Here is an 11,774-nt window from a genome sequence, read left to right on the forward strand (position 1 = left end):
GCCCCACCCGCCCCGGCTCGTCTACTGCTCCTCACTGGCCGCGAGCGGCCCCGGACGGCTGCGCCACGAGAACGACCGGCCGGCCCCCGTCTCCGCGTACGGCCGCAGCAAACTCGGCGGCGAACAGGCGCTGCGGGAGGCCGACTCCCGCCTGCCCGCCCTCACCGTGCGGCCGCCCGTCGTCTACGGGCCGGGCGACCGCCACTTCCTGCCCGCCCTGACCGCTGCCGCCAGGGCGGGACTGCTTCCGGCCGTCGGCCGCCGCGGGCCCCGCCGCTACTCCCTCCTGCACGTCGACGACCTGTGCCGGGCCCTGCTCACCGCCGCCGAATCCGGCACGCCGGGCGCGGTCTACCACGCCGGGGACGGCGCGGAGCACCTCTGGAGCGACATCGGCGCGGCCGTCGCCGCCGCCGTGGGCCGCCGCCCGCCCCGGGTGGTGCACCTCCCCGTTCCCCTGGCCCTGGCCGCCGCCCGCACCCTGGGCCGCAGCGGCATCCTCAACCCCGACAAGGTCGGCGAGGCCCGGCACCCCTCCTGGACCATCGCACCCGGCACCCTTCCCACCTTCACCCCCCGCATCACCTGGCCCGAAGGACTCCGCAGCACCTTGAGTCCCGCACCCCTCGACATCCGGAGCAGCACATGACCGTGCGCCGACGCCTCTCCCCGTACGAACGCGTGGTCTGGGCGGCGGGGGAGGCACTGCCCGCCACCATCGCCGCGGCCGTCCACGTAGAGGGTGCGACGACTCCCGACCGGCTCCGCCACGCCCTGGCCGCCGTCCGCACCCGGCACCCCCTCCTCGGCGCCCGCGTGGAGCGCACCGGCCCCTGGCGGGCGTGGCTCACGACCCGCGACGTGCCCCAAACGCCCCTGCGCGTGGTGACCGCCGGTGCCGGACGCCCCCTCACCCGCGTGATGGAGGAGGAACTCCAGCGCCCCTTCACCGCCGCCACCGGCCCCCTCGCGCGGTTCGTCCTCGTCGACGGCGGGACGTCCTTCGACCTGCTCGCCGTCTTCCACCACGTCGTGGCGGACGGCCACTCCGCCGCCATCGTCATCCGCGACGTCCTCGAGCACCTGGCCGCCCCCGCCACGGGCCGGCCGGTGGTCGCCGCGCCGCCCGCCGACGGCCTGCTGCCCGGTCCGCGTGTCCGCCCCTCCGACTTCGTCAAGCTCTCCCGCTCCCTGCGCATCCCGGGCCAGGCCTCCGGCCCGGCCCCGGCCTGCAGCCCCGCCACCGCCCTGACCTGCCGCACCTGGACGCTGGACAGGGCGGAGACCAGCGCGCTGCTCGAGCGCTGCCGCGCCGAGGGCACCACCGTGCACGCCGCCCTCTGCACGGCCTTCGCCCGCGCCCGGCGGGTGCCCGCGCCCACCCGCGTCGCCGTCGCGGCGGACCTGCGCCGCATCCTCGTGCCCGTGCCCCGGGACTCGGTGGGCCTCTATGCGGCCAGCTTCGTCCTCCCCGTCGACCCGGGGCCCGGGCAGGGCTTCTGGAAACGTGCCCGCGACGTCAAGGAACGCCTGCACCGCCGCCTGAACCCGGAGGAACTACGCCCTCTCGTGGCCGGCTTCCGGCTGATGCCCCTGCCCCACCGGATGATCACCGCGTTGCTGCACCGCAGCGAGAAGAAGAGCGCCCGCTTCGACGTGTCACTGAGCAACATGCGCGTGTCCATCCCGGACCGGTACGGAGATCTGCGCCTGACCGCCTTGCACGGCGTGGCCCACACCACCCTCTCCGGCGCACCGCTGGTCATCCTGGTCGGCTTCGGCGGCCGGCTGTTCCTCAGCGTCACCTCCACCGACCCCGATGCGGCGGGCCTGTGCGAGAGGGCCGTGGCCCACCTCAGGGCGGCAGTGGCACCCACGGCTGCCGGGACGCCGGCTCTGGCCCGTCCCGAGAGCTAGCGGGTGCCCGCCTCCGCCTCCGCGTGACGCGGGCGTTCAGTGCGCGCCCGCGTACACCCGCGTCGCGAACTCCGCGATCTGCTTGTCGGAGAGGTTCTGCGCGAGGTTGGCCTCCGAGATCATGCCGCACAGGCGGTGGCCGTTCTGCACGTCGATCACCGGCAGCCGCTTGATCTGGTGCTGCTCCATGGTCGCCAGGGCGTCCGTCGCATCCGCATCCGCGTCGATCCAGTGCAGCTCCCCGCCGAGCGAACCCGCCTCGACACTCGCCGGATCCACACCGTCGGCCACGCACTCGATGACGATGTCCCGGTCGGTGACCAGGCCCTGGAGCCTGTCGTCGTCACCGCAGATGGGCAGCGCTCCCACGTGGAGCTCGCGCATCATCTTCGCCGCGTCCAGCAGCGACTCGTGCTCGCCGACGCACTGCGCGCCCGCCGTCATGATGTCGCGGGCCTTGAGCGGCTTGTTCCGTGCCATGATCGCTCCTCCCGTCGTGGCAGGTTTCCTCCTTCCATCGCAACACGGATGACCACCCGACGCCACGCGCGCCCGGCTCACCGCTCGCGATCGGCCATGTGCCGCTCGAACATGCCGATCTTCCCGTCCAGCAGGCCGGGCCTCCCGGGCCACAGATCGGCCTTGAGTACCAGCTGCACCCGCGGCGCCCTCGCGGCGACGGCCTCCGTGGCCCGCCGGACGACGTCCATGACCTCGTCCCATTCGCCCTCGATCATGGTGTACATGGAATCCGAGCGGTACGGCAGCCCGGATTCGCGGATGATGCGCACGGCGTCGGCGATTTCGTCCGGAAAGCTCTCTCCGACGCCGACGGGCGTCAGGGTGAAGGCGATGAGCACGGTGGTCCGCCGTCCTTTCTGTTTCGTCTCTCTTCGTCTCTCCTCGTCTCACTTCCCCGCGCGCCGCGGGGCGGTCGTGGGCGCGTGATAGGCGGCCGCGACGAGCAGGAGACGGTCGATCTCGTGGGTCAGGCTGCGCGCCGAGGACTCGTCCGCGTCCCGGTCCGTGGGTCCGGTGAGGTTCGCCGTCTGGGCGTGGGGTCTTTCGCCCCGGTGCTTGTTCCGCAGCGCCGCCGTGAGCCAGGACGCGGTGATGTGCGCCTCCACCAGGTGCTCCGGGAGGGACTGCCGCCCCACGCTCTGCCGGATGGATTCGAGCGTGGCGGGCGGAATGTAGTTGCGCAGGACGATCATCGCGTCGCGGATCTCGATGACCCGGCGGTAGAGCCGCAGCTGGAGCGGGACGGCCGCCGCGCCGATGCGGTTGGCCGGGCGCAGCACGACGTCCGGCGTGTGGGTCGTCAGGTCCTGCCACAGCCGTTCCAGACCCCGGTAGGACCTGCGGTACTGCAGGTGGGTCCGCATCCGGGCGAACACCGGGAGCGCCACCCCGAGCGCCATGAACGCCGCCTCCGCGCCGGTCACGGGTGAGAACAGCGGCGCGAACACCGGGGAACGCGTGTACAGGTAGACGACCTTGAGCGACCACAGCACGGAAGCCAGCAGGATGCCGGTGCCGAACAGGCGCAGCCCGTAGCGCAGGAGACGCGGCGTGCCGTGCCGGCCGTGACTCCAGCACACGAATCCGCAGAAGGTGTCGGCCGTGAGGTGGAAGGCGAAGAACACCCACCAGTACGCGTCCGGCACGCTCGCCGTGGACCGGGACGGCGGGATCTGATTGCGCGCGTGCGCCGGCCCCAGCACGTCCAGCAGGACCAGGCAGACCATGACGGCGGCCGCCGTGCCGAACAGCAGGCGCGTGCGGCGGTGGCGGCCGGCCGCCCCGTGGATGAACCACAGGACCGCCGCCGCGTCGACGATGCTGAACAGATGGGTGGTCAGGTCCACCCAGTGCGCCCCGGGGACGATCCGCGCCAGCACGGCCGTCACCGGTTCCAGGTGCATGGACATCGCCAGGGCGATCATGACGACGGCGAACCACAGGGGCCGCTGCTCCCGGTGCCGGAGGGCCTGCGGAGCCCTGACGGCGGCGGCCGACCACAGCGCGGCGATGCCCGCGTTCTCTATCCAGGTGAGCACGAAGCCCCCGCAGGACGGCTCGCGCGCAGGCCCATCGCCGACTCCAGGCCGCCGAGCATCCCCGACAGCAGTGTCGGCGCCGGCACCCGGCCCGCCGCCTCCAGGATCAAGGTGGCGATCATCTCCGCCTCCTGCTCCTGCTCGTCGCCGTAGCGGATGCGCGGCAGGACCCGGCGCACCGACTGGGGATCGGTGAGGTCGAGATGGCGGTGGAGCCGGGTGTCGTCGAGCGCGGAGCGGTGGTTGCACACCAGGTGCCCGATTTCGTGGACGATGATGTGCTCCTGGTGCAACGGGCTCGTCTGCCCGTCGTAGAGGATGAAGTCCTCGGTCTCGACGGACAGCAGCATGCCCGACGGCGTGCCGGGGACGGTCGGTGTGGGCAGGGCCAGCAGACGCAGCGGCCGGTCACGCTCGGCGGCGAGGCGTTCGCACAGGTCCTGCGCGGAGAAAGGATCCGGCACAGGGATCCGGCCGATCACCTTCTGGCATCGGCGGCGCAGATGCCTCCAGTGCATGTCAGTCGCTTCTCCCGCGGTCGTAGGGACGGGCGGGCACATGACCCGGTAGCCGCGCCGGGTCATCGCGGCTCCCCGGAGCCGGTGGTGGGCGGGCAGGCCCGCGCTGCACACCCCAAGGCGGTCGACGGCAGCACCACGAGCCCCCCTCGCACATATGCCCAAGCCGCCTGCGATCGTAGATCGCCGCGCCGCGTCACGCCAGGGTTGCGGAACGTTGCCGGGGAAAGCCGTCCGCGAAGGAACGGGCCGTCACTTGCGGGTGCTGCGGCGGCCGTAGCGGCTCTTGCGGAGGCGCTCCATGACGCGGTGGAGACGCGGGTAGCGCTCGCGCTGCTCGCGGGAGCGGCGGTCGAGTTCCCCCGTCAGCCGCTCGGTGCGCTTCTCCACGTCGAGCTCGTCGAGGATGCGGTCGATCTCCGCGAGCAGCGCCCCGTGCAGCTGCCACTGACGGGGGTGCAGCTGCACCTGGCGGAGGAGGAGCTCCGCGGCGTGGTCACGGGTCCGGCGGGCGGCCTCGAGCTCGCGCGTGAGGTTGTCCTCGGCGTGCTCGGCGCTGGTGGTGACGTGCGTGGTGATGACGACGGCGAAGTTCTCGACCGCCAGGGCCATGTGCGTGTAGACCTCCCGCAGCGCGGCGGCGGTCTCCTCGGGGAGGAGCGACTCCTCCCGGCGGTGGCTCGCGAGGTCGGTGAGGGTCCGGCAGGTCACGCGCAGCACCACCGCGGTGATTTCGAGGGCGTCCAGCCCGGTGCGCAGCACGACCCGGTAGAGGAGCCCCTCCTTGACGCGCGGATTGAGGCGGAGGCTGTCCTCGGCCTGCCGCAGCGAGGCGTCCACTTCGACGATGTCGTGGTCGAGGCGCCGCGCCGCGTGCAGCCGGGCCGCGGCCCGCTCCACGGGGGTGTGGCCGCTGATCTCCTCGCCGATGTCCTGCAGGAGGCGGCGCATCCGGCGGGCGAGGTCCTCGATGGCCTCGCCGGCGGGCTGCACCCACACCGGGGGCACGAGCAGGACGTTGAACAGCAGCCCGACGACCGCGCCGATCAGGGTCTCCAGCACGCGGTCCCACGCCGTCTCCGCGACCCGCGTCACCCCGAGGACGAGCATCGCGCTGATCGCGACCTCGGGCACGAATTCGCCCGCCTTCACGAACCGCCCGATGACGAGGGAGGCCAGGATGATCAGCCCGAGGCTCCACCACGTCAGCCCGACCAGCGCGCTGAAGCCGATGGCGATGATGACGCCGGCCACCACGGAATTGACCCGGCGCACCCCGGTGGTGAGGGTGGCGTACAGGGTGACCTGGACGACCAGCAGCGCGGTCAGCGGCGCGGTCAGCGGGGCCGGCTCCTTGCTCAGCCACAGCGCCACGACATAGGCGATCACCGAGGCCGCGGTGGACCGGACCGTCTGCACGACCGCGGGTTCCCTGCCGCGCCTCACCAGCATCGTCAGGGGGTCACGAAGCCCGGGCACATCGGGCTCCCTTCCCCTTCCCGCCCGCCTGCGAGCCACCCGATGCGCCACTCGGGTGGCGGGAGGGGCCGTCCGGCCCCACGGGGCAGGGTGGCAGGATTCCGGCCATGACTGAACATCAGGGTTTTCTTGCCGGTAAGTGCGTTCTGGTGACGGGGGCGAGCAGCGGCATCGGCGCTGCCGCAGCGAAGGTGTTTGCGCGCGAGGGTGCGGCGGTGGTGCTGACGGCACGCCGGGGCGAGCGCCTGGCGGCGCTGTGCGAGGAGATCCGCGGGGGCGGCGGCGAGGCCGCGTACGTCGTGGGCGACATCCGTGACGAGGGGGACGCGCGGCGGGCGGTGGAGTTCGCGGTGGAGCGGCACGGGCGCCTCGACGCCGCGTTCAACAACGCGGGGATCGGATGGGACCAGGAGCCGATGCATTTGATGAAGGACGACGCCTACGACGCGATCATGGACACCAACGTGCGGGGCGTCTGGAACGTGATGCGGCACGAGCTCGCGGCCATGGTGGAGGCCGGATCGGGCGGCTCCGTCGTCAACAACAGCAGCGTCGCCGGGATGCAGGCGATACCCGCCGCCGCACCGTACATCGCCTCCAAGCACGCGGTGATCGGCCTGACCAAGGCGGCGGCGGCGGAGTACGCGCCGCACGGCATCCGGGTGAACACCGTCGCGCCGGGGACGACGCGGAGCGAGATCATCGCCGGCTGGTTCGAGCGGAACCCGCACATCGAGCCGGAGCTCCACCGCCTGACGCCGCAGGCCCGCACGGCCGAGCCGGCGGAGATCGCGGAGGCCGCGGCCTGGCTGTGCAGCGACCGGGCGTCGTTCGTGACGGGGGCGGTGCTGCCGGTCGACGGCGGGTTCACGATGGTGTGACGCTCCACGGCGGCGTGATGCGGGCGGAGCCCGGCGGCCTGATCCCGGCCGCCGGGCTCCGCCCGTGTCTCCCCGTGGTACTGCGCGCCGCGCTCCGTCAGACGGCGGGCACGGGAGCGGTGTGCGTGGTGGTGAAGACCGGCTCGCCGTTCTGGCGCCCGACCGTCGTGTGGGTGATGGTGCGCGAGGTGGTGCGGGTCTCGGTGGTGATGACGACGGGGGCGTCGAACTCCGCGTACCGGTGGAACGTCGTGTGGGTGGCGGTCGGCTGCGGGCGGTAGGCACCGTCCACGGCGGCCGGGTCACAGGCGCACGGGCCGGCGTCCGCGGCTGCGGGGTCGCCGGTGCCGCCGGCGCCGGCGGTGGTTTCGGCGAAGGGCTCGGCGACAGGCGCGGTCACGGTGTGCGCGGCCTGGTTGGCGGCCTCGATGAGGACGAGACCGGGGACGTGGTCGACGGCGTGGTCGTAGTGGACGGGGTTGCCGAAGGTGTGGCGCAGCTGCCACGTCCGCGGCTGCGTCGTGGGGCTGAGCACGACCTCGTCGGGCGCGGTGCGGCCGGTCTGCGAGGGCGGGACCGGCGGTGTGAGGGGCGGCGGGGTCGTGGGCGGCCGGTGGTAGGCACCGCGGAGGCGGCCGTAGACCCGCGGAGGGATCCACTCGAAGTCGGTCTCGCCCGTGGCGAGAACGGTCTCGGAGGTCTCGTCGCCGTCGCCGGAGGACCCGGCGGCGGTGATGGTCATGCGGAGGTGGAGGGCAGTGGTGCGGTTGTTGCGTGTCGTGAGGGGGGTGGCCGTGACGTCGATGCGCAGCGGCGTCGCGCGGTGGGTGTCGACGGCGGCCTCGGGGTTGAGGGTGTAGGAGAAGGTGCGCAGGAGGGTGGCGTGGTCCAGGGGCGCCGCGTAGGTGGTGTGGGCGAGGAAGAGGCCCGCCTGGCGAATGGTCTGGGCGACGACGAGGGTCTCGTAGTGGGTGCCGTGGCCGGGTATGCGGTGGGTCGTGTGGGCGGGCCAGACCGCGGAGACGGTGTAGTGGGTGGCGTCGCGCTGCTCGCAGCCGGTCAGGTACACGGCGTCGTCGAAGCTCAGGTGCACCAGCTCCTTGGCGACACGGCCGCTGCCGCCGGTCCCGGGGGCGTCGGCGGCGGTGGCCCCGGTAGCGTTGCAGGCCCGGGCGCCTTCGGCGCTAAGGTCGGCGGCCGAGGCCCGGAGCCGGCCGGACGCATCGATCTGATCGGCCTGCAGTCGCACGTTCCGGCACGGGACGGACCGGTCGGCGGGCTGCGGGGTGCCGTGGTCGGCACGGGGAGCGGGGCTGAGCAGGATCTGAGACACGTCTCTCCTCGACGAAGTGGATTCGTGCGTCCCGGTGGTTAGCCGGCTCGGTGATAAGATACGTACTATCCGGTTTGCTTTATGGTGGGTGGCGCGGTATGGAGCCGGTCGCCCGGCGGGCCGGGTGAGGAAGACCCCGGATCCGCCGCACCGGGGCGGACCACAGGTTTCCGCGCGGTGCGCCGGTGTCGTCGTGCTTGCTCAGGCCGTTGTCCGCGGGCCCTGCCCGGCTCGTCCGGCTGTGCCCGGCGATCCCGCCGGGTGAGCGGTCTTGTAGCGGTTGACTGTCGGTGATTGGGAGGTCATCAATGGCGAAGCAGGCGCGGGCGATTCACACGCGCCGTCTCATCCTCGAGGCGGCGGGTGAAGTCTTCGACGAGTACGGGTACGAGTCGGCGACGATCGCGGAGATCCTCGGGCGCGCGGGCGTGACCAAGGGTGCGCTGTACTTCCACTTCGCCTCCAAGGAGGAGCTGGCCCGTGGCGTCCTCAGCGAGGCGCTGACGACCGAGGGCGTCATGCCCCAGGAGTCGCGCCTGCAGGAGTGGGTGGACGTCGGCATGGTGCTGGCGCACCGGCTGCCCAGGGAGCCCCTGCTGAGCGCCGCGATCCGGCTGTCGGCCGACCGCAAGGCACGGGACCTGTTCGGCACGTCCTGGCCGGGCTGGATCGCCTTCATCGCGGGGCAGCTCGCCACGGCGAAGGAGCAGGGCGAAGTGCTGCCCCATGTCGACGCGGACCGGATCGCCACGCTGTTCGTGAGCGCCTGGACGGGCGTCGAGATCCTCTCGACGGCGATGGACGGCGGCGACTCCCTGGAGGAGCGGGTCGCGCTGCTCTACGACACGATCCTGCCGGGCGTCGCGGTGCCCGGTGCGCTGCGGGCGCTGGACACGGCTCCCGACCGTGGGACGCGGGTCTGGGAGGCGCACCGGGCCCAGCGCGAGCAGGAAGCGGAAGCCGCCGCTTCGTAACGGCGGAGGTGGCGTCCCGGCGGTGATGCCGGGCGGGCGGACGATGTGCGGGCGGCGGGCTCTGCAGGACCGCTGCCGCATGCAGGGGCAAGCCCTTCGTGCTGCCACCGATGACGACGTCCACGCTTTCCCCCTGTGTATGTGGCCGATGCCGGCGCGGGTGCGTGGTGCCACTGGGTGCGAGCCCCCCTCGTCACCCCCGGCACGGCATCGAAAAGCTGTCCCGGGGCCGCTGCTCGTGGCGGCGGGCCTCGGGTGATCCGACGTCATGGACGCTAACAAACCGGCCATCCTGTTTGTCAAGGCTCGGCCGACATCCCATACGCCTTCGGTGACCTGGGTGAATGCGCCGCGGGGGAGGGGCGGGCGTCGGAGAACCGAGAAACCGCATGGTTGGTTCTCATCTTTCGGGGTACGACAAAGGCCCGCAATGAGCATTGCGGGCCCGGTGGTTGCGGGTCGTGGCTTGCCGTTCTCGTCCGTGGCGGTGTCGCGGGGCGTGCTTCAGCTGCGGAGTGCGCCGGCTCCGGCGGGGCGGTCGGCCGCCGTGGAGCCGGTCGCGGGGGCCGTCGTGGAGCCGGTCGCGTTGATGACGGAGTCCGTGCCGGCGGGTTGCAGCTGGGTCAGCGCCTTGGGCGTGGCCAGCTGCGGCAGCAGGGTGTGCCAGAGGCCGGTGAGGGTGTGGCGCGAGAGCCAGGTGCGGTCGTGGCGCGCCAGGGCCTCGAACCCGGCGGTCGCCCCCACCACCGCGGCGGTCAGCTCCTCCCGCACGGCCTGCGGCGGTGTCTGTCCGTGGGCCGCGGACCGCTCCAGCGTGCGGCGCACGCACTCGAGCCATTCCTGGCGCAGGTTCGTCTCGGAGTGGTGCGCGGTACGGCAGTTGAGGTGGAATCCTGCGCGCACCACGACGTCCCACCGCAGCTGCTGGGCGATGACGTGCGACGAGTCGACGAGGGCCTGGAGGGGGGAAGGGCTCTTGCGCTGGGCGTGCCGGGCCAGGGCGTGCAGGGTCCGGGCGGCCTCGGACTCCACGGCCGCAGCCATGGCCGCCTTGGTGTCGAAGTGAAAGTGCAGGGCACCCGAGCTCACCCCGGCGCCGGCGCTGATGCCGGCGAGCTTGGCGCGGGTGTAGCCGAACTGGTCGAAGGCCTGGGCTGCGGAGCGGATCAGTGCGTGTCGGGTGTTCATGGCCCGTTCTTGCTTGGTCACCGGCAACTCCTGGAGAGCAACGTCATGGCGCACGTCATGGCGCACATGAAACCAACTAACTGGTTTTATTTCTACTGCCGCCGCCGGATATGTGCCTTACGGGAAGTATCTGGTGCCGGGTGCCCCGTACGGCCCGTGCCTCTTGGGTTGCTCACTGTGCTGGTGGGCGAGGTGGCATGAGGCGCGGGGTATCCGCTAAATGGCGATAATTACCCTTAAGACAGGGTTGGTTGACGCATATCGAGAGCTCGACAGCGTGGATGTGAGTCCGATTTGCGGTTTCTGTCGAAGAAAGTGCAGCCTCGCCCCGAAAAGCGCTTTGACAAACCGACAACCCGGTTTGTAATGTCGCCCGCGAACGGTTGTTCGCGGCGCCGTCGCCGCGCGAACGCGCAGGAGCAGTGATGGATCAGCAGGTCAGCAGCCTTCTCGACGCGTCCCCCGCCCCCGGGGAAGCCGCCGGGCACCTTGTGACCCGGCCCGGAGCCGGGCGTCCTGCGGACCGGGTCCCGGTCCCGACACAGCCGGACGAGGCCTTGCGGATCCTCGTCGTCGACAGCGACACCCGTGCCGCCGACGTCCTCGCGCAGCGGTTGCGGCGCCACGGCTGCGAGGCCTTCTCCGTCGGCACCGGGAAGGCCGCCCTCGCCGAGTACCGCTCGGCGGACCTGGTCCTGCTGGATCCGGAACTGCCCGACCTCGACGGGCTGGAGGTCTGCCGGGCCGTCAGGGCCGCCAGCGAGGTCCCCATCATCGCGGTGGCCGCCCCGGCGGGCGAGCTCGACCGGGTCCTCGGCCTGCAGGCCGGCGCCGACGACTACCTCGTGGAGCCCTACGGCTTCCGTGAGCTGATGGCCCGCATCCAAGCCGTCATGCGCCGGGCGCGTCCCGTGGCGCGCCCCGCGGCGGAGGTCATCACCAGCGGACCGCTGACCATCGACCCCGATCTGCGCGAAGTCCGCCTGGGCGGGCGCCGGATCGACGTCACCCGCAAGGAATTCGACCTGCTCCACCTGCTGGCCTCCCACCCCGAGAAGGTCGTCTCCCGCAAACAGCTCATGGCCCAGGTGTGGGACGACTCCTGGTCCCGCCCCGGCAGGACCATCGACACCCACGTCAGCAGCCTGCGCGGCAAGCTCGGATCCGCCGGCTGGATCATCACCGTCCGGGGCGTGGGCTTCCGCTTCGGCCACGCCTGAGCCCGCTCCCCGCCCGTCGGCTCACCCGCCGCCCGCACGCCCCGGCCTCGTCGATCGTCACTCGACCGCTCTCTGATTGCGTCTCCCGACATCCGATGACTTCCGATCGTCTTTGAAAGAGGACATTCATCGTGCGCAAGGTGCTCATCGCCAACCGTGGCGAAATCGCTGTCCGCGTTGCTCGCGCGTGCCGGGATGCCGGGA

At 72.1% G+C, this 11,774-nt stretch carries 13 protein-coding genes; 6 read left to right on the top strand and 7 right to left on the bottom strand.

Translation table 11 applies throughout. From position 1 onward, the window contains the following. Both ACSNOG_RS29100 and ACSNOG_RS29105 read left to right on the top strand, forming a co-directional pair. The coding region (locus tag ACSNOG_RS29100; RefSeq protein WP_436755692.1) for an NAD-dependent epimerase/dehydratase family protein at positions 1–649 on the top strand (649 nt) is incomplete at its 5' end. Then, positions 646–1,917 carry a condensation domain-containing protein gene (locus ACSNOG_RS29105; protein WP_436755693.1) on the top strand — a complete coding sequence of 424 codons (1,272 nt, stop codon included), beginning with the start codon at positions 646–648 and terminating at the stop codon, positions 1,915–1,917. The genes ACSNOG_RS29100 and ACSNOG_RS29105, both read left to right, overlap by 4 nt. Before the next feature lie 36 nt (positions 1,918–1,953). On the opposite strand, the gene ACSNOG_RS29110 is transcribed toward ACSNOG_RS29105, so the two are convergent. The 5 genes from ACSNOG_RS29110 to ACSNOG_RS29130 form a co-directional block, all read right to left on the bottom strand. Continuing rightward, entirely contained in the window at positions 1,954–2,397 is a 444-nt protein-coding gene (locus ACSNOG_RS29110; RefSeq protein WP_436755694.1) for a CBS domain-containing protein, read from the bottom strand. 77 nt (positions 2,398–2,474) lie between these two features. Then, positions 2,475–2,777 carry a thiamine-binding protein gene (locus ACSNOG_RS29115; protein ID WP_436755695.1) on the bottom strand — a complete coding sequence of 101 codons (303 nt, stop codon included), beginning with the start codon at positions 2,775–2,777 and terminating at the stop codon, positions 2,475–2,477. Between the two features lie 48 nt (positions 2,778–2,825). Beyond that, on the bottom strand, positions 2,826–3,977 hold the full coding sequence (locus ACSNOG_RS29120; RefSeq protein ID WP_436755696.1) for an MAB_1171c family putative transporter: 1,152 nt from the start codon (positions 3,975–3,977) through the stop codon (positions 2,826–2,828). Next, the gene (locus ACSNOG_RS29125; protein WP_436755697.1) at positions 3,962–4,495 is read right to left on the bottom strand and encodes a ParH-like protein; all 534 of its coding nucleotides are present in this window, start codon (positions 4,493–4,495) and stop codon (positions 3,962–3,964) included. The genes ACSNOG_RS29120 and ACSNOG_RS29125 overlap by 16 nt, the downstream gene beginning before the upstream one ends. Positions 4,496–4,747: 252 nt before the next feature. Further along, positions 4,748–5,974 carry an FUSC family protein gene (locus ACSNOG_RS29130; protein WP_436755698.1) on the bottom strand — a complete coding sequence of 409 codons (1,227 nt, stop codon included), beginning with the start codon at positions 5,972–5,974 and terminating at the stop codon, positions 4,748–4,750. A gap of 107 nt (positions 5,975–6,081) precedes the next feature. On the opposite strand from ACSNOG_RS29130, the gene ACSNOG_RS29135 reads away from it, so the two are divergent. Then, positions 6,082–6,855: an SDR family NAD(P)-dependent oxidoreductase gene (locus tag ACSNOG_RS29135; RefSeq protein ID WP_436755699.1), complete on the top strand. Its 774-nt coding sequence runs from the start codon at positions 6,082–6,084 to the stop codon at positions 6,853–6,855. Positions 6,856–6,952: 97 nt separating this feature from the next. On the opposite strand, the gene ACSNOG_RS29140 is transcribed toward ACSNOG_RS29135, so the two are convergent. Further along, positions 6,953–8,188: a ScbA/BarX family gamma-butyrolactone biosynthesis protein gene (locus ACSNOG_RS29140; RefSeq protein WP_436755700.1), complete on the bottom strand. Its 1,236-nt coding sequence runs from the start codon at positions 8,186–8,188 to the stop codon at positions 6,953–6,955. A 308-nt stretch (positions 8,189–8,496) separates the two neighbouring features. Between ACSNOG_RS29140 and ACSNOG_RS29145 the strand changes: the two genes are divergently transcribed. Further along, positions 8,497–9,162 carry a ScbR family autoregulator-binding transcription factor gene (locus ACSNOG_RS29145; RefSeq protein WP_436755701.1) on the top strand — a complete coding sequence of 222 codons (666 nt, stop codon included), beginning with the start codon at positions 8,497–8,499 and terminating at the stop codon, positions 9,160–9,162. Positions 9,163–9,666: 504 nt separating this feature from the next. Here ACSNOG_RS29145 and ACSNOG_RS29150 read toward each other — a convergent pair. Beyond that, positions 9,667–10,371: a ScbR family autoregulator-binding transcription factor gene (locus tag ACSNOG_RS29150; RefSeq protein ID WP_436755702.1), complete on the bottom strand. Its 705-nt coding sequence runs from the start codon at positions 10,369–10,371 to the stop codon at positions 9,667–9,669. A gap of 404 nt (positions 10,372–10,775) precedes the next feature. Between ACSNOG_RS29150 and ACSNOG_RS29155 the strand changes: the two genes are divergently transcribed. Beyond that, positions 10,776–11,570: a response regulator transcription factor gene (locus ACSNOG_RS29155; RefSeq protein WP_436755703.1), complete on the top strand. Its 795-nt coding sequence runs from the start codon at positions 10,776–10,778 to the stop codon at positions 11,568–11,570. 131 nt (positions 11,571–11,701) lie between these two features. Continuing rightward, positions 11,702–11,774, top strand: a 73-nt coding sequence (locus ACSNOG_RS29160; protein WP_308314144.1) for a biotin carboxylase N-terminal domain-containing protein, incomplete at its 3' end; no start/stop codon positions are given.

Origin of the sequence: Streptomyces sp. URMC 124 (assembly GCF_051386455.1) — a bacterium.
In the GTDB taxonomy this organism is placed as follows: Bacteria; Actinomycetota; Actinomycetes; order Streptomycetales; family Streptomycetaceae; genus Streptomyces.

Coding starts and splice junctions, on each gene's coding strand:
- ACSNOG_RS29125 (WP_436755697.1), bottom strand. CDS start 4,495: ATGCACTGGAGGCATCTGCGCCGCCGATGCCAGAAGGTGATCGGCCGG.
- ACSNOG_RS29105 (WP_436755693.1), top strand. CDS start 646: ATGACCGTGCGCCGACGCCTCTCCCCGTACGAACGCGTGGTCTGGGCG.
- ACSNOG_RS29135 (WP_436755699.1), top strand. CDS start 6,082: ATGACTGAACATCAGGGTTTTCTTGCCGGTAAGTGCGTTCTGGTGACG.
- ACSNOG_RS29155 (WP_436755703.1), top strand. CDS start 10,776: ATGGATCAGCAGGTCAGCAGCCTTCTCGACGCGTCCCCCGCCCCCGGG.
- ACSNOG_RS29110 (WP_436755694.1), bottom strand. CDS start 2,397: ATGGCACGGAACAAGCCGCTCAAGGCCCGCGACATCATGACGGCGGGC.
- ACSNOG_RS29145 (WP_436755701.1), top strand. CDS start 8,497: ATGGCGAAGCAGGCGCGGGCGATTCACACGCGCCGTCTCATCCTCGAG.